Source organism: Gordonia sp. B8661-1, assembly GCF_059427765.1.
Genome location: NZ_JCAHRL010000002.1, coordinates 417,836 through 434,346 on the forward strand (window position 1 = coordinate 417,836; position 16,511 = coordinate 434,346).

At 66.4% G+C, this 16,511-nt stretch carries 14 protein-coding genes; 8 read left to right on the forward strand and 6 right to left on the reverse strand.

Annotation, left to right across the window (positions count from 1 at the left end; genetic code table 11):
- The first annotated feature begins 265 nt into the window (after nt 1-265).
- The 5 genes from nrdH to AC4JJG_RS05980 all read left to right on the forward strand — a co-directional run bounded on the left by nrdH (nt 266) and on the right by AC4JJG_RS05980 (nt 5,306).
- Nucleotides 266-499, forward strand: coding sequence for a glutaredoxin-like protein NrdH (nrdH, locus tag AC4JJG_RS05960; protein ID WP_495400009.1), 234 nt, complete (start codon nt 266-268; stop codon nt 497-499).
- 155 nt (nt 500-654) lie between these two features.
- Complete coding sequence (gene nrdI / locus AC4JJG_RS05965; protein ID WP_495400010.1) at nt 655-1,203, forward strand: class Ib ribonucleoside-diphosphate reductase assembly flavoprotein NrdI; 549 nt, start codon at nt 655-657, stop codon at nt 1,201-1,203.
- An 85-nt stretch (nt 1,204-1,288) separates the two neighbouring features.
- Nucleotides 1,289-3,484 carry a class 1b ribonucleoside-diphosphate reductase subunit alpha gene (nrdE, locus tag AC4JJG_RS05970; RefSeq protein WP_495400011.1) on the forward strand — a complete coding sequence of 732 codons (2,196 nt, stop codon included), beginning with the start codon at nt 1,289-1,291 and terminating at the stop codon, nt 3,482-3,484.
- A gap of 49 nt (nt 3,485-3,533) precedes the next feature.
- A complete protein-coding gene (gene nrdF / locus AC4JJG_RS05975; protein WP_495400012.1) occupies nt 3,534-4,538 on the forward strand; it encodes a class 1b ribonucleoside-diphosphate reductase subunit beta in 1,005 nt (334 codons plus the stop codon).
- Nucleotides 4,539-4,568: 30 nt separating this feature from the next.
- Nucleotides 4,569-5,306, forward strand: a complete 738-nt coding sequence (locus tag AC4JJG_RS05980; protein WP_495400013.1) for a maleylpyruvate isomerase family mycothiol-dependent enzyme — start codon at nt 4,569-4,571, stop codon at nt 5,304-5,306.
- A gap of 30 nt (nt 5,307-5,336) precedes the next feature.
- Here AC4JJG_RS05980 and AC4JJG_RS05985 read toward each other — a convergent pair whose 3' ends face one another.
- The 3 genes from AC4JJG_RS05985 to AC4JJG_RS05995 are packed head-to-tail and all read right to left on the reverse strand — an operon-like array spanning nt 5,337 to nt 10,088.
- A complete protein-coding gene (locus AC4JJG_RS05985; RefSeq protein WP_495400014.1) occupies nt 5,337-6,089 on the reverse strand; it encodes a hypothetical protein in 753 nt (250 codons plus the stop codon).
- Nucleotides 6,086-8,992, reverse strand: coding sequence for a DEAD/DEAH box helicase (locus AC4JJG_RS05990; RefSeq protein ID WP_495400015.1), 2,907 nt, complete (start codon nt 8,990-8,992; stop codon nt 6,086-6,088). Before AC4JJG_RS05990 ends, AC4JJG_RS05985 begins: the two co-directional genes overlap by 4 nt.
- Nucleotides 8,993-9,044: 52 nt before the next feature.
- A complete protein-coding gene (locus AC4JJG_RS05995) occupies nt 9,045-10,088 on the reverse strand; it encodes an ABC transporter substrate-binding protein (protein WP_495400496.1) in 1,044 nt (347 codons plus the stop codon).
- 323 nt (nt 10,089-10,411) lie between these two features.
- Between AC4JJG_RS05995 and ctaD the strand changes: the two genes are divergently transcribed.
- From ctaD to AC4JJG_RS06010, 3 genes are read left to right on the forward strand one after another with little or no spacing between them, the layout of a single operon-like run.
- Nucleotides 10,412-12,193 carry an aa3-type cytochrome oxidase subunit I gene (gene ctaD, locus AC4JJG_RS06000; protein ID WP_495400016.1) on the forward strand — a complete coding sequence of 594 codons (1,782 nt, stop codon included), beginning with the start codon at nt 10,412-10,414 and terminating at the stop codon, nt 12,191-12,193.
- A gap of 23 nt (nt 12,194-12,216) precedes the next feature.
- The gene (gene serB, locus AC4JJG_RS06005) at nt 12,217-13,446 is read left to right on the forward strand and encodes a phosphoserine phosphatase SerB (protein ID WP_495400017.1); all 1,230 of its coding nucleotides are present in this window, start codon (nt 12,217-12,219) and stop codon (nt 13,444-13,446) included.
- A gap of 4 nt (nt 13,447-13,450) precedes the next feature.
- On the forward strand, nt 13,451-14,221 hold the full coding sequence (locus AC4JJG_RS06010) for a peptidyl-tRNA hydrolase (protein WP_495400018.1): 771 nt from the start codon (nt 13,451-13,453) through the stop codon (nt 14,219-14,221).
- Nucleotides 14,222-14,272: 51 nt separating this feature from the next.
- Here AC4JJG_RS06010 and AC4JJG_RS06015 read toward each other — a convergent pair whose 3' ends face one another.
- The 3 genes from AC4JJG_RS06015 to sigK all read right to left on the reverse strand — a co-directional run bounded on the left by AC4JJG_RS06015 (nt 14,273) and on the right by sigK (nt 16,380).
- On the reverse strand, nt 14,273-14,938 hold the full coding sequence (locus tag AC4JJG_RS06015) for a fasciclin domain-containing protein (protein ID WP_495400019.1): 666 nt from the start codon (nt 14,936-14,938) through the stop codon (nt 14,273-14,275).
- A gap of 106 nt (nt 14,939-15,044) precedes the next feature.
- Nucleotides 15,045-15,824, reverse strand: a complete 780-nt coding sequence (locus tag AC4JJG_RS06020; protein ID WP_495400020.1) for an anti-sigma factor — start codon at nt 15,822-15,824, stop codon at nt 15,045-15,047.
- A complete protein-coding gene (sigK, locus tag AC4JJG_RS06025) occupies nt 15,817-16,380 on the reverse strand; it encodes an ECF RNA polymerase sigma factor SigK (protein ID WP_495400021.1) in 564 nt (187 codons plus the stop codon). Before sigK ends, AC4JJG_RS06020 begins: the two co-directional genes overlap by 8 nt.
- Nucleotides 16,381-16,511 lie beyond the last annotated feature (131 nt).

Below are 16,511 nucleotides of genomic sequence, written 5' to 3' on the forward strand. Positions count from 1 at the left end.
TCGGACACAAGGTGTAGTGTTTGGGTACCCAACAAGGACGACCGCGGCCAGCCACCCAGCCGACCGGGGAACGCCTCGAAGACGGTGACCAGAATCACAATCTTTACGTTGGAAAAGGCCGGTCACGGCGCCTTCCGGGGCCGGCGACCGACCCGCAGAACCACCCGTGAAACCCCGCAGAGAAACCCCGCAGACGTCCCCAGCCGTCGGCCCCTCTCGTCGCCGAGAGAATGCGTAGTCCCGAAGAACCCGAATGGAGCACCCCATGGCCATCACCGTGTACACCAAGCCCGCGTGTGTGCAGTGCAACGCGACCTACAAGGCTCTCGACAAGCAAGGCCTGAGCTACGACGTCGTCGACATCAGTCAGGACGACGAGGCCCGTGACTACGTCATGGCGCTCGGCTACCTGCAGGCGCCCGTCGTGGTCGTCGGTGACGATCACTGGTCGGGTTTCCGTCCGGACCGCATCAAGTCTCTCGCCGTCACCGCGGCCTGATCGCGCTCGCCCGAGGGCCTCGATCCGAAGGGGAAGCCGGATCGGCCCGGGGCGCGTCGCAGGAATACCTGCGGCACGAATGCCTTGGAACAAGTAGGCACTGAAACAAGTAGGCACTGAATCGGTACAGCTAATCGCGACAGGTGGTGAGATCGATGGCCTCCGGATTGCATCGGCCGCGTGTTGACAGCGGCGGGCCGGTGGACTCCGAGATCCGGGCGGACCGCGACGCCGGGTCGGCCGGTCCGCTCATCGTCTACTTCTCGTCGGTGTCGGAGAACACCCGGCGTTTCGTCGAGAAGCTGGGCCTGCGCTCGGTGCGCATCCCTCTCATCGACCGGACCGATGCCGGATTCACCGTCGACGAACCGTACGTCCTGGTCTGTCCCACCTACGGGGGCGGCAAGGCCTCCGGGGAATCCGGCGGTTACGTGCCGAAGCAGGTCATCAAGTTCCTGAACAACACACACAACCGGGCGTTGATCCGGGCGGTGATCGCAGCGGGCAACACGAACTTCGGTGAGGAGTTCTGCTACGCGGGCGACATCATCTCCCGGAAGTGTTCGGTGCCGTATCTGTATCGCTTCGAACTGATGGGCACCGAGCACGACGTCGAGTCCGTTCGTGATGGGCTCGCCGGATTCGCGCGCAGCGATGCGTTCACCGATCCGTCGAGCGCCGTCCTGACCGCGTCCCGCGTCTGAGCCCGCTCGTTCCGCCGTTCCGATCCTGTCGGACCCGTCTTCTACCGTCATCCATATCGAACTTCTAGCTCCAGGAGTGCTCACAGTGTCGCCAACCGCCGCTGCCGTATCCGAGTCCCCGTCGGCCAGCCAGTCCGGGCTGCACCCCGGTCCGTCCGGTCATGAGCCGGGTGAGCTCGACTATCACGCGCTCAACGCGATGCTCAACCTGTACGACGCGGACGGCAAGATCCAGTTCGAGAAGGATCGCGAGGCCGCGAATCAGTACTTCCTGCAGCATGTCAACCAGAACACGGTCTTCTTCCACGACCTCGACGAGAAGCTCGACTACCTCGTCGACGAGAACTACTACGAGCCCGAGGTCCTCGCGAAGTACGATCGCGAGTTCGTGAAACTCCTTTTCGGCCATGCCTATTCGAAGAAGTTCCGGTTCCCGACCTTCCTCGGCGCGTTCAAGTACTACACCAGCTACACGCTGAAGACCTTCGACGGCAAGCGTTTCCTCGAGCGCTTCGAGGATCGTGTGTGCATGGTGGCGCTCACGCTCGCCGACGGTGACACCGCGCTGGCCCGGCACCTGGTGGACGAGATCATCGAGGGCCGTTTCCAGCCGGCCACCCCGACCTTCCTCAACTCGGGCAAGAAGCAGCGCGGTGAGCCGGTGTCCTGCTTCCTGCTGCGCATCGAGGACAACATGGAGTCGATCGGCCGGTCGATCAACTCGGCCCTGCAGCTGTCCAAGCGCGGCGGCGGAGTCGCGTTGCTGCTGAGCAACATCCGTGAGCACGGCGCCCCGATCAAGAAGATCGAGAACCAGAGCTCGGGTGTCATCCCGATCATGAAGCTGCTGGAGGATTCGTTCTCCTACGCCAACCAGCTCGGCGCGCGGCAGGGTGCCGGTGCGGTGTACCTGCACGCGCATCACCCGGACATCTACCGCTTCCTGGACACCAAGCGGGAGAATGCCGACGAGAAGATCCGCATCAAGACGCTGAGCCTCGGTGTGGTGATCCCGGACATCACCTTCGAGCTGGCCAAGGCCAACGACGACATGTACCTGTTCAGCCCGTACGACGTGGAACGCGTCTACGGGGTGCCCTTCGCCGACATCAACGTGACCGACAAGTATCACGAGATGGTGGAGGACAAGCGGATTCGCAAGACCAAGATCAAGGCGCGCGAGTTCTTCCAGACCCTCGCCGAGCTGCAGTTCGAGTCGGGTTACCCGTACATCATGTTCGAGGACACGGTGAACCGGGCCAACCCGGTCGCGGGCAAGATCACGCACTCCAACCTGTGCTCGGAGATCCTGCAGGTCTCCACGCCGTCGACGTTCAACGACGATCTGTCCTACGCCGAGGTGGGCAAGGACATCTCGTGCAACCTCGGATCGCTGAACATCGCGAAGACGATGGATTCCCCGGACATCGGGCAGACCATCGAGACCGCGATCCGCGGCCTGACCGCCGTCGCCGATCAGACGTCCATCGACTCGGTGCCGTCGATCCGGCGTGCCAACAACGAGGGCCATGCCATCGGCCTCGGCCAGATGAACCTGCACGGCTACCTGGCCCGTGAGCGGATCTACTACGGCAGTGACGAGGGCATCGACTTCACGAACATCTACTTCTACACCGTGCTGTACCACGCGATCCGGGCGTCGAACCGGATCGCCAAGGAGCGCGGAACCGCGTTCGCGGGCTTCGAGGATTCGAAGTACGCCAGCGGTGAGTTCTTCGACAAGTACACCGAGAAGGTGTGGGAGCCCGAGACGCAGAAGGTCCGGGATCTGTTCGGCGAGGCCGGTATTCACATCCCGACCCAGGACGACTGGCGTGAGCTGAAAGCCGCCGTGCAGCGTGACGGCATCTACAACCAGAACCTGCAGGCGGTCCCGCCGACCGGTTCGATCAGCTACATCAACCACTCGACGAGTTCGATCCACCCGGTCGCCGCGAAGATCGAGATCCGCAAGGAAGGCAAGATCGGTCGCGTCTACTACCCGGCGCCGTACATGACGAACGACAACCTGGATTACTACCAGGACGCGTACGAGATCGGGTACGAGAAGATCATCGACACCTACGCGGCCGCGACCCAGCACGTCGATCAGGGACTGAGCCTGACGCTGTTCTTCAAGGACACCGCCACCACCCGCGACGTGAACAAGGCGCAGATCTACGCGTGGCGCAAGGGCATCAAGACGTTGTACTACATCCGTCTGCGCCAGATGGCCCTCGAGGGCACCGAAGTGGAGGGTTGCGTCTCGTGCATGCTGTGAGTCCCGCTGCCGCTCAAGATTTTTCGACTCTTCTCAAGGGAATGATCCGATGACCTCCACCGAAAGCCACAGCCCCGCCGACGGCGCGCCGATCAAGCTCGTGAGCCGCGTCTCCGCGATCAACTGGAACCGCGTGCCCGACGAGAAGGACGCCGAGGTGTGGGATCGCCTCACCGGCAACTTCTGGCTGCCGGAGAAGGTGCCGGTGTCCAACGACATCCCGTCGTGGGGCACGCTCACCGAATACGAGAAGCAGCTGACGATGCGGGTCTTCACCGGCCTGACGCTCCTCGACACCATCCAGGGGACCGTCGGTGCGGTGTCGCTGATCCCGGATGCGACGACCCCGCACGAGGAGGCGGTGCTCACCAACATCGCGTTCATGGAGTCGGTGCACGCCAAGTCCTACAGTTCGATCTTCTCGACCCTGTGTTCCACCAAGGAGATCGACGAGGCCTTCCGCTGGTCGGAGGAGAACGAGCAACTTCAGCGCAAGGCGCAGATCGTCATGGACTACTACCGTGGCGACGACCCGCTGAAGCGCAAGGTCGCTTCCACGCTGCTGGAGTCGTTCCTGTTCTACTCCGGCTTCTACCTGCCGATGTACTGGTCCAGCCGTGCCAAGCTGACGAACACCGCCGACCTGATCCGCCTGATCATCCGTGACGAGGCGGTGCACGGCTACTACATCGGCTACAAGTACCAGCGCGGCCTCGAGGTGCAGACCCCGGAGCGTCGCCAGGAACTCAAGGACTACACCTTCGAGCTGCTGTTCGAGCTGTACGACAACGAGTCCGACTACACCGAGGCTCTCTACGACGAGGTCGGTCTCTCCGAGGACGTCAAGAAGTTCCTGCGCTACAACGCGAACAAGGCGCTGATGAACCTCGGCTACGAGGCGATGTTCCCGCGCGACGAGACCGACGTGAACCCGGCGATCCTGTCCGCGCTGTCGCCGAATGCCGACGAGAACCACGACTTCTTCTCCGGCTCCGGCAGCTCCTACGTCATCGGCAAGGCCGTCAACACCGAGGACGAAGACTGGGACTTCTAGCCGCGCAACCGATCTCGGGAGGAGTCTGCGGTGGAGGCGCATGATTGGTTGCGCGCCATTGAAGTCGAGGGTGCGGCGGTTGCTTCGGTCGAGGAGCAGTTTCTCGACCGCCCGGTTCCAACATGTCCTGGCTGGACAGTCGCCGATCTCTTCGATCACCTCACCCGTGTTCACCGGTGGGCGACGCGGAAGATTGCGGGCAACGTGTCGCAATCGGAGAAATCCAGGCTTTCACCGGAGCGGTCGCAGCCGGATGGCCTGAGCCCTTCGCAGCGTTACCAGGTCGCGCTCGATGGTCTGCTCTCGGAATTGCGGCTGCACAATCCCGATACCCCTGCCGATACCTTCGTCGGGGAGCGCACTGTTGCCTTCTGGTATCGACGCCAGGCCCATGAAATCGCTATGCATCGTTACGATTTCGACACCGCGACGCGGCCGGGTCGCGAGCGGCCAATCGAACGAGAGCTCGCCGCCGATGGGATCGACGAATGGCTCGGCCTCTTTGTGCCACGTTTCCTCGAACTCGGACTGGGGGTGCCCCATGAACTCCACGGCGCCGCACTGGGAATCGCTGTCACCGATCTCGGAGACACGGCCTGGACGATGCGGCTGACCGATACCGGCCCGGATATCCGGCCCGGTATCGACGACGATGCGAGCCTGATTCGCGGCAGCGCATCGGACATGTTGCTCACAGTGTGGCATCGCCGACCGCCGCCCGATGGCAGTGGCGCTGCTCGGGTCCTCGACTTGATCCACGTGACGTGATACCAGCCGATCTCGTAGCAGCCGAATCACCTAGTCACGCAGTCGGACGTACAGGTCGTCGAGGAGGTCCAGCGTTTCGCCGATGTCGCCCGGGGGAATTCCCATGGCGCGCAGGGCGGTTCGGAGCGCGGAGATGTCGAGGTCGATGAGCGGATTCATCCGCGGTGGACCGGGGAGCGGCGGCAGCACGGCATTCGTGCCGTAGAAGTCGACTGTCGGTGGCCGCTCCGACGTACCGGTGTCGCCGGAACGGTCGTCGCCCGCGCCCAGTAGGCGGGACACGTCGGTGCCCGCGAGGGTGAGGGCCGTCGTTGCCGTCCGGTCGATCTCCGCGGCCACCTCGTAGGCGACGCACAGGACGTGAATGCAGCGCGGTGATTCGTCCGGGCATGAGCAGTCGGCGGACACGTCGGTCGATTCCGCAGGCAGGATCAGCTCGCCGAGCACGGTCGGTTGCTCGCCGCGGGCAAGGGCCATCAGGTCGCCGATGGCGCCGCGACCGTGCAGCAAGGAGACGACGGTCGCCGGATCGGCCGGCGTGAACGTGAGGATCACCTGGAACGGGTCGAGCTGACTGCCGCGCACCGATGCGGTGACCGAGGCCTCCTCGATGCGCAGTCGTTCGGCGTGCTGATCACGAAAGTAGCGGCGCGCCTGAGTGATCCGCCGGGTGTCGGTCAACCCGGTGTCGCGGCTCTCCACGACGTCGACGAACGCCCGTCCCCAGCGGGTCACCCCGTAGCCCCGCGTGGCGACGGTCCGTCCCGAGCCGCGGCGACTCATTCGCTCACCGCCTCGGCACGCAGGCGGAACAGATCGAACAACTCGGCATCGCCCAACTCGGTCAGCCACGTCTCGCCGGGACTCACGGTCAGCTTCGACAGTTCGCGTTTCGCCGCGATCATCTCGTCGATCTTCTCCTCCAGCGTCCCGATGCACACGAATTTGTGGACCTGCACATGTTTGCGCTGCCCGATCCGGTAGGCACGGTCGGTGGCCTGGTCCTCGACGGCCGGATTCCACCACCGATCGATGTGCACCACCCGATTCGCAGCAGTCAGATTCAGCCCGGTACCACCTGCCTTCAGGGTCGCGATCATGGCGACCGGACCGTTGTCGGCCTGGAACCCGGTGACCAGCTCGTCGCGCTCGCGGCGCGGAATTCCGCCGTGCAGCAGGGGAATCGGCGCGTCCAAGGCTTCGCCCAGCCACTCGGAGAGCAACTCGCCGAATGCGGCGAACTGGGTGAAGACCAGTGTGCGGTCGCCCTCGGCGGCGGCGGTCGTCAGGGTGTCGATCAGCAATTCGACCTTGCCGGACCGGTGCCTGCCGCGCCGCAGCAGCGACGATCCGTCGGCCAGGTAATGCGCCGGATGGTTGCAGATCTGTTTGAGTCGGGTGAGTGCGGCCAGGATGGTCCGCCGGCGCAGGGTGCGCTGCTGTTTGTCCTTGAGTGCCTCCATCAGTTCGTCCAGGATCGCCTTGTACAGTGCCGCCTGCTCGACCGTCAGATTGGTGCGGACCGTGATGTCGGTCTTGTCCGGCAGGTCACCGATGATCGCCGGATCAGTCTTCTCCCTGCGCAGGATGAACGGCCGCGTGAGACCGGTCAGCCGGCGGAGTGCGTCGGGATCGCGTTCGCGTTCAATGGGTTCGGCGAACCGGGCACGGAACGTCGACGGCGAGCCCAGCATCCCCGGATTCACCAGATCGACGACGGCGCGCAGATCTTCGAGGCGATTCTCCACCGGTGTGCCGGTGAGTGCGATCCGATGATCGGTCGGGAGTCCGCGAATGGCCTTGGCGGCCTTGGTCGCCACGTTCTTGATGTGTTGCGCCTCGTCGACCACCAGTCGATGCCAGCGATGGGCGCCGAGCACGTCGCGGTCGCGGGTCGCGGTGGCAAAGGTGGTGAGCACCACGTCGTTGCCCTCGTGTACCGAGCCGAACGTGGTCCCGGTCGCGCGGTCGGTGCCGTGGTGGACGGCGACACGCAAACCCGGTGCGAACCGGGCGATCTCACGCTCCCAGTTGCCGACGACCGACATCGGGCACACGATCAGCGTAGGGCCGGGCGGCGGTTCGTCCGCCGCGCGTTCATGGCAGAGGAGGGCGATCACCTGCATCGTCTTGCCGAGCCCCATGTCGTCGGCGAGCACGCCGCCGATCCGGTGTGCGGCAAGGTATCCCAGCCAGTCCAGCCCGCGCCGCTGATAGGGCCGCAACTCGGCCTGCAGGGTGTCGGGCACCGCCAGTGGTGCCGGACGCAGGGTGCCGCCCGCGGCGATGTCGTCGAGCCACGACAATCCGCTGATCGAGGTGACCGGAACCGGGACCTCGTCGACGACCAGGTTGAAGAGCTCACCCAGATCCGACGGATGGTCGGAGTCGGCCTGCGCGCGCTGTGACAGCACGAATGCCGCGGCCCGGGACAGGGCCGCGCCCTCCGCGCGAACCCACACGCCACGCACGCGGACCAGGTCACCGTGCCGCCGTGCCAGATCCGCCAGGTCGGCATCGGAGAGCGTGAGTGCGGCGGGATCGTCACCGAGCGCCAGGCGCCACTCGAACTCACCGACTTCGGCCACGCCGACCTGGGCGGCGCGTTCGGTGCTGGTCGCCACCGGCGTCGCCCGGATGCCGAGTACCGGCCGCACCTCGGCGATGGTGCGGGGGAGCAGAACCGGACATCCCGCGTCGGTCAGTGCGGCCGCCCCGTGGGAGAACAGTCGTTCGACGGATTCGGTGGTGAGCAGGAAGTCGAGCGTGGAGCGGTCGGGTTCGGCGCGGCCCAGCTCGTCGAAGGTCCGGACGGCGGTCGCCAGGGCGGACGTCACGCGATCGAGTTCATGGGGATCGAGCCGATGCGGCTGCACCCCGGTGATGCGGCCGTCGGGCATCCGGCGGCACACCCGGAGTCGCCAGAACGGTGACGGTTCCGGGGCATCGGGGTCGCGCAGCCGGGTGTCGTCCTCGGGATCGTCCGGTTCGTACAGGCGGAACAGGACCTGTGAATCCGATTGCGTGGCAGTGGAACTCCATTGCGTCCAGGCGGCGGAGGCGGCGCGCAGGCGACTCCGGTACGTCCCGTCGCCCGCCGGGGGTGCGATGCCGAGGGTGTTCACGAATCCGGCCGCGGCGGGATTGCTCACGTCCAGCGGTCCGGCGGCGGCGATGCGGGCGCGGCATTCGTGATCGATGATCTCGGTGAGGAAGTCCGAGATCGCGGACGGTCCGCCGTTGTCGGCGAGCGCGGCGGGCGTATCGGCGGTGACCACCGCGCTCCAGCTGCGCCACGCCGGGGTCGGGATGGGAGCCCACCGCATGAGTGGCTCACCGTCGACCTCCGTCACGGCGGGGGTGACGGCACCGGAGGCGACGACATGCCGTGCGCCGTCGAGCAGGTATCGGTACCAGCGCACGTCACCGTGCACCGGATGGGGGCGCGTCAGGTCCAGCAGCGCGACCGCGGTGGTGATGCCGAGAGTGCAGGAATCGACGAACTCGCGGCGTCCGGCATCGTCGAAGACGGCGAGCCCGGGCCGGAAACGCTTACCGGACACGACATGTGACAGCGTCTCGGGCAATCCGGTGGCGTCGTCGCCGTCGGACCGCCACAGCGACATGCCGATCCCCGGCCGCCACAGCAGGTGAATCGGAACCCGGGTGGCGGTATCGGGGACCATGTCGTCGAGAATAGTGAGCGGCACCGACAGCCGGAGCGGACCGCTGTCCGGCTCAGTAGCCGGCCGAGTTCCCGTCGAGCGAGCGCTTCACGTCGTTGAGCACCAGCCACGCGGCCGCCAGCCCGGACGACCCGTACCAGACGGCGTCGTCCACGGCGAGAACCCGTTTCCAGGTGGGGGCGCCCATGTCGAGCCACTGACCGCTCAGCAGAACCTCTTTGCCGTGTTCGAGTCCGCGATCACCCTGGAAGCTGACGTAGATCAGATCGCCGTCGGCATCGGAGAAATTCTTGTCAGTGAGGGTGAAGGAGCCGGGGACGCGCTGTGGTGCCGGGCGCTGGACACCGACGAGGGACAGGATCTGACCGCCGAAGGATTCGGTTCCGGCGACCATCGTGTTGCCGCCGGTGAAGCGCACCAGGGACACCTGGCTGTGCCCGGCGTCCATCCGCTTGCCGGTCTTCGTGGCCTCGGTGCGGAATTCGTCGAGCAACCGGGTGCCGCTCGCGGACCGGCCGAGCGCGTCGGCGACGCTCTGGAAGCGCGTTTCCCAGGCGAGTTTCGCGGGCTGGTCATCCGACGCGGGTGCGGGCGCGCCCGTCGGGATGGTGACCTGTCGGACGGAACCGAACGGCTTCGCCGCTGCGGCGGTCCGCTCGGTCGTCAGTACGAGGTCCGGCTTGGCCGAGGTGACCGCGGCGGCGTCCGGGGCGGTGCCGATCGTCGGAACGGAGGTCAGCTGCGGGCCCAGGTAGGCGGGCACCGATCCCGGCGCGGCGGCGACCGCGACCACCTTCGGCCCGAGGCCGAGGGCGCAGATCGCGTCGAGCAGCGACGGATCGGTGACGACGATGCGGGACACGTCGCTGCGACCCGCATCCGGCTCGGTGGGTGCCAGGCAGGTCCGGGACATGTCGCGCTCCGGCGACACCAGGTTGACCTCGGCGATGCGGGTGACCGACGTCGAGATGGGCTTGCCGTCCGGAGTCGTCAGCGGGGCATCTCCGCCGCATCCCGCGAGCGCGGCCGCGACCACGCCGGCCGCGAGCGCCGATCCGATCAGGCGGAATCGCCGGGGAGTTCCCGCGTCGGGCATCGTGACCGGGAGTTTTACGCTGCGCTGCACGCCGCTCACGCTAGCAGGGCACCGGGCGCGCCCCGGTCCTGGTTCCGGCCGGCCGAACGGACCGTCGGGCTGCGGCTCGACGGCGCGGCCCGACGGCGCGCCGCCCGGTGTATTCGGTCTGAGCTGTGCCTTTGAGGGGTGCCGGGAATCGATTACGACAGATCGTAGGACCCAGTCGGTCGCGGCGGCCGTGAGGGTTTAGGATCAGGAGACAGCGCTTGAGTTTGTTTATGCGGGCAACCACGGGAAACCGGTGATGACCGGCCCCGATGGCTGCGCAACGAGGAGGATCTGTGACCGCGGTTGACCAACCCACCACGCATGTGGCTCCAGTGCGTCCGTTCCCGGAGCGCTACCAGCCCAAGGGTTCGTTCATCTACAAGGTGCTGACCACGACCGATCACAAGCTGATCGGCATGATGTACATCACCGCCTGCTTCGTGTTCTTCCTCATCGGCGGCCTGATGGCCCTGCTGATGCGTGGCGAGCTCGCCCACCCGGGCATGCAGTTCCTGTCCACGGAGCAGTTCAACCAGCTGTTCACCATGCACGGCACGGTGATGCTGCTGATGTACGCGACGCCGATCGTCATCGGCTTCGCCAACTTCGTCCTGCCGCTGCAGATCGGTTCGCCCGACGTCGCGTTCCCGCGACTGAACGCCTTCGGCTTCTGGCTGTTCGTGTTCGGCTCGACCGTCGCACTGTCCGGCTTCCTCACCCCCGGTGGTGCGGCCGACTTCGGCTGGACCGCCTACACCCCGCTGACCGACGCGATCCATTCGCCGGGCGTCGGCGCCGACCTGTGGATCATGGGTCTGGGCGTCTCGGGTCTGGGCACCATCCTCGGTGCCGTCAACATGGTCACCACCGTCGTCTGCCTCCGCGCACCGGGTATGACCATGTTCCGCATGCCGATCTTCACCTGGAACATCCTCGTCACCAGCGTGCTGATCCTGCTCGTCTTCCCGCTGCTGACCGCTGCGCTGCTCGGCCTGGAGGTCGACCGTCAGTTCGGTGCTCACCTGTACGACCCCGCCAACGGTGGCGTGATCCTCTGGCAGCACCTGTTCTGGTTCTTCGGGCACCCCGAGGTCTACATCATCGCGCTCCCGTTCTTCGGCATCGTGTCCGAGGTCTTCCCGGTGTTCTCGCGTAAGCCGATCTTCGGATACTCGGGCCTGATCTACGCGACGGTCTCCATCGCAGCCCTCTCCGTCGCCGTGTGGGCGCACCACATGTACGTCACCGGTGCGGTCCTGCTCCCGTTCTTCTCGTTCATGACATTCCTCATCGCGGTGCCGACCGGTGTGAAGTTCTTCAACTGGATAGGCACGATGTGGAAGGGCAACATGACGTTCGAGACGCCGATGCTGTTCTCGGTCGGCTTCATCGTCACCTTCCTCTTCGGTGGTCTGACCGGTGTTCTGCTCGCCAGCCCGCCGCTGGACTTCCACCTGTCCGACAGCTACTTCGTGGTCGCGCACTTCCACTACGTGCTCTTCGGCACCATCGTGTTCGCCACCTACGCGGGCATCTACTTCTGGTTCCCGAAGATGACCGGCCGCATGCTCGACGAGCGTCTCGGCAAGATCCACTTCTGGCTGACGTTCATCGGCTTCCATGTCACGTTCCTGGTGCAGCACTGGCTGGGCAACGAGGGCATGCCGCGCCGCTACGCCGACTACCTGCCGTCGGACGGCTTCACGACACTCAACATGGTCTCCACGGCCGGTGCGTTCATCCTCGGCCTGTCGACGCTGCCGTTCCTGTGGAACATCTTCCGCAGCTACCGCTACGGCGAGGTCGTGACCGTCGACGATCCGTGGGGCTTCGGCAACTCGCTCGAGTGGGCCACCAGCTGCCCGCCGCCGCGCCACAACTTCACCGAGCTGCCCCGCATCCGTTCGGAGCGTCCGGCATTCGAGCTGCACTACCCGCACATGATCGATCGCATGCGCGAGGAAGCTCATGTGGGCCCGGGTCACGGCAGTGGCAGCCGCGGGATCGAAGACGCACGCCGGGAGCCGCTGACCGTGGGTGACCACGAGGCCTCCGGTGACGCGGATCGCGGCTGACCGCCGCGTCGACCGCCGTTCACGTGACGAAGGAATCCGCTGACACGATCGTCCTGATCACGGTCACCGGCCCGGACAAACCCGGGGTCACCTCGGTACTGATGGGCGCCCTGGCCGGACAGCAGGTGAGCCTGCTGGACGTGGAGCAGGTCGTGATCCGGGGCCGTCTGACCCTCGGAGTGCTCGTCTCGGTGGTCGGTGACGCCGAAGGTCTGCAGGAGGTCGTCGAACAGGCGATGGCGTCGGTGGGCATCGACGTGATCGTCGAGGTCGGTGCCGATCAGGCCGGCCGACGACCCTCCAGCCACGCGGTCGTGGTGCTCGGCAGTCCGGTGACACCCCGGGCCTTCCGCGCGCTCGCCGCGAAGCTGGCCGAGCAGGGCGGCAACATCGACTCGATCCGTGGGATCGCCGACTATCCGCTGACCGGACTGGAACTCATGGTCAGCGCCGACCGGGACGACATCGCCGCCGACGCGGCGCTCCGCAAAGGGGTGGCCGAGGTCGCGGCGCGCTATGGCGTCGACATCGCGGTCGAGCGAGGCGGTCTGGCGCGCCGCGCCAAGCGACTCATCGTCTTCGACGTCGACTCCACCCTCATCCAGGGTGAGGTCATCGAGATGCTGGCCGCGAAGGCCGGTCGCGAAGCCGAGGTCGCCGCGGTGACCGAGGCCGCCATGCGCGGCGAACTGGACTTCACCGAATCGCTCCATCAGCGGGTCGCGGCCTTGGCCGGACTCGATGCGGGCGTCATCGACGAGGTCGCCGCCTCCCTGCAGTTGACTCCCGGGGCGCGCACCACGATCCGTACTTTGCATCGCCTCGGTTATCACTGCGGTGTGGTCTCCGGTGGTTTCCGGCAGGTCATCGACGGACTGGCACATGAACTCGAATTGGACTTCGTGCGGGCCAACACGCTGGAGATCGAGAACGGCAAGCTCACCGGTCGGGTGATCGGCGAGATCGTCGATCGCGCGGGCAAGGCGAAAGCGTTGCGGGCCTTCGCCGATCAGGTCGGTGTGCCCATGGAGCAGACGATCGCGGTGGGCGACGGGGCCAACGACATCGACATGCTCAGTGTCGCCGGGCTCGGGATCGCCTTCAACGCCAAACCCGCTCTGCGCGAAGTCGCCGATGCGGCACTGAGTCACCCGTTCCTCGATGCGGTGTTGTTCATCCTCGGCGTCACCCGCGACGAGATCGAGGCGGCCGATGCGGCCGACGGCGTGCTGCGTCGCGTGCCTCTCGGATGAGTCGGTGACCACTCCCGCGAACCCCTCCGGATCGCCGGATGCCTTCGTCGACGCCTATCGGCGGCTCGTCGACTATGTCGGTGGCGGCGAGGATCCCGCGGATCCGGCCGACGTGCTGGCGATGCAGATGGTGCTGCGGATCGAGAAGAACGCACCACCGGACCGTACGGAACTGCTGACGGCGGCCGCGCGGGCCGTCGCGCTTCTGTGTCTCGACGACCGTGCGGGCGGTCGCGGGGAGGAGTCCGGCCCATGGGCCGAGCCGATGGATGCATGGTGTGATGCGCGGATCCGGAAGATCGCCCGGCGCGCCCGCGGCGCGCAGTGGGCTGCGGTACAAGAGGTGTGGGGGCTGTCCGTCGGTGAGGGCACCGCGGAGGCGCGGGCGATCGTTCCGGGTCGGGTCGGCGACGTCGACAAACGGATCTCCCGCTTGCAGATCGGGGGCACCGATCTCGAAAGTGAGCTGAGCACAACCGAACCCGACGTCCCGGTGGTGTTGTGGGTCAACCCCTCACTGGAGATGACCGTCGGCAAGTTGGCCGCACAGGTCGGTCACGCGGCGATGCTCGTCGTGCGTCTGATGTCCGCTGACGTCGCGCGGAGCTGGCGCGAAGCGGGGTGTCCACTCACGGTTCGCGCGGCGGGAAAAGCCCAGTGGGAGAAGCTCATCCATACCGACGCCGAGGGGCGAGCGGTGGCGGTACGTGACGCCGGCTTCACCGAGATCGCACCGGGGTCCATGACGGTCATCGCGACCCTCGGCAACGACTGAGCCCCGCACCGATCGCCGGGGGATCGGTGCGGGGCTGCGCTCATCGGAGCATCATGCGGGCGGCATCAGTACCGAATCGATGAGGTAGACGGTGGCGTTCGCGGTCTTCAGTCCACCGCAGACGACTCCCGCGTCGTTGACCTTCAGCTGGTCGCCGGAGCCGGTGACCCGGACCTTCTCCTTCTGCACGGTCTCGTGCTCCCCGTCGATCGCGTCGGGTGCCGCCTGGCCGGGCACGACGTGATAGGTGAGGATCTTCGTCAGGAGTGCGTCGTCGGTCTTCAGCTTCTCGACGGTCTCGGCGGGCAGCTTGGCGAATGCGTCATCGGTGGGCGCGAACACCGTGAACTGTCCGCCATTCAGCGTGTCGACGAGGTTCACCGACGGATTGAGCTTGCCGGACACGGCCTGGGTGAGTGTCTTCAGCACCGGGATGTTCGATGCCGCGGTGGCGACCGGAACCCCGGCGATGGCGTCGACCGACGCGGGGCCGGTCGGATTGGCCTTCGCGTAATCGGCACATCCGGGACCCACCAGACCTCCGGCGGCGGCCGGGGCTGCCGACGAATCGGCGGCCATCGACGTCGCCGGTGCCATGGCGGAACTGGTCGAGGCCTCCGAATCGGAGTCGTCGGAGGAGCATGCGGTGAAGACGCACAGGGACAGGGCGAGCGCCGATGTCGCCGCAGCGACGCGGGTGGTGCGGGTGAGTGCCATGATCGATCCCATCTCTCGGTACGGACCGGCGTCGGGGCCGGCCTCGATGGGTATTCGGGGCACACCGTGCCGCGGATGGGTACTTCGTCTGAATTGCCGAAAAAAGTCAGTGCAGGGGCAATTCGGCGACGACACTCGTCGGCTGCGGGGAACCGCCCTCGGGTTCCACGGTGAAGACCAGAGCCTTGGCCCCCCGCACACCGGTGATGACGGCGGTCGTCGACGGCGCGACATCCGAGTCCGTCATGGTGCCCGCCGGGTTCATCGTGTTGTCCGGCCCCTCCAGCCACATCTGATAGACGGTGCCCGGCTTGGGCGGCGGCACGTCGTTCATGACCAGGACGGCCGCGTCGGCGCTGTCGGAGTACGTCAGGGACGCGCGTCCGGTGGCGACCGGGCCCGACCGGGACGCCACGTCCTTCGCCGCGAATACCTGCGCCGCGGTCCGGTCCGATTCCGGCGCGGGACCGTCGGCCCGGGCGCCGATGAGCCACCCGATCGCGCCGGTCACGATCGCGACCACGGCCGCGGCCGCGAGATACGCGATTCGCCGGTAGCGGTCCGATGATCGATGCCCGGTCGGCGCATCGGCCACGCCGCTCGTCCCGCCACCGGATTCCGGAACGACCGACAGATGCCCGGCCGCAGCTCGATCGTCGGCTGCCGCCGACAGGATCGCCGAGCGCAGGGCGGGTGGCGGCGACACCGCGGAGGCTCCGCTGACCCGTGCCATCGCCTCCCGGGTGTCCCGCACGGTGGCCGCATACGCGGCGCGCACCTCAGGGGATTCGTTCCGCAATCGCGCTTCGATCTCGGCGCGTTCGTCATCGTCGACGGAGTCGAGGCCGACGAGAACCGCTGATTCGATCAGATCATCGTCAGACATCGGCAATCCCCAAACACTTGCCCAGCCTCCGGAGGCCGTCGCGGATACGGGACTTCACTGCCGGCAGACCCACCGACAACCGTTCTGCGACTTCTCGATACGTCAGGCCATGGTAGTAAGCGAGATCGATGGATTGGCGCTGGGTGTCGGTCAGTGAGCCGAGGCAATCCCGGACCTGGGTGACGGTCTCGCCGGTCGTGACGGTCTCGCTGACATGATCGAATTCGCGGTCGACATCCTCGACGGCGAATCGCGCGTCCCGGTTCTTCGAGGCGTTCTCGCGACGGACGCGGTCGACAGCGCGGCGATGGGCGACGGTCAGCAGCCAGGCGATCGGCGAGCCGGCCGACGGGTCGAACGATCCGGCTGAGCGCCAGACCTCCAGGTACACCTCCTGGGTGACTTCTTCGCTGTACCCGGGATCCCGGAGCACGCGCAGCACCATGCCGTACACACGAGAACTCGTCTCGTCATAGAACTCGCCGAATGCCGTCGAGTCGCCGACGGCGATGCGTTCGAGAAGGCGCGGAAGCGCGGGGCCGGTCGACGTCGTCACAACCGCACCACGTCACCGGCGCCCCGGCATCGAGTGTGTGCAGGTGGGAACACGTTGCGCGGCTTCACTATTCGGGGGAGTTGTCTCCGCGGGTGAGGTCGCATGACCGAACTCTACTCCATCGCCGTGTT

Excerpts from the sequence above, each read along its gene's own strand:
- nrdH (WP_495400009.1), top strand. The coding sequence starts at position 266 with ATGGCCATCACCGTGTACACCAAGCCCGCGTGTGTGCAGTGCAACGCG.
- nrdI (WP_495400010.1), top strand. The coding sequence starts at position 655 with ATGGCCTCCGGATTGCATCGGCCGCGTGTTGACAGCGGCGGGCCGGTG.
- nrdF (WP_495400012.1), top strand. The coding sequence starts at position 3,534 with ATGACCTCCACCGAAAGCCACAGCCCCGCCGACGGCGCGCCGATCAAG.
- AC4JJG_RS05985 (WP_495400014.1), bottom strand. The coding sequence starts at position 6,089 with ATGAGTCGCCGCGGCTCGGGACGGACCGTCGCCACGCGGGGCTACGGG.
- AC4JJG_RS05990 (WP_495400015.1), bottom strand. The coding sequence starts at position 8,992 with ATGGTCCCCGATACCGCCACCCGGGTTCCGATTCACCTGCTGTGGCGG.
- AC4JJG_RS05995 (WP_495400496.1), bottom strand. The coding sequence starts at position 10,088 with ATGCCCGACGCGGGAACTCCCCGGCGATTCCGCCTGATCGGATCGGCG.
- AC4JJG_RS06015 (WP_495400019.1), bottom strand. The coding sequence starts at position 14,938 with ATGGCACTCACCCGCACCACCCGCGTCGCTGCGGCGACATCGGCGCTC.
- AC4JJG_RS06020 (WP_495400020.1), bottom strand. The coding sequence starts at position 15,824 with ATGTCTGACGATGATCTGATCGAATCAGCGGTTCTCGTCGGCCTCGAC.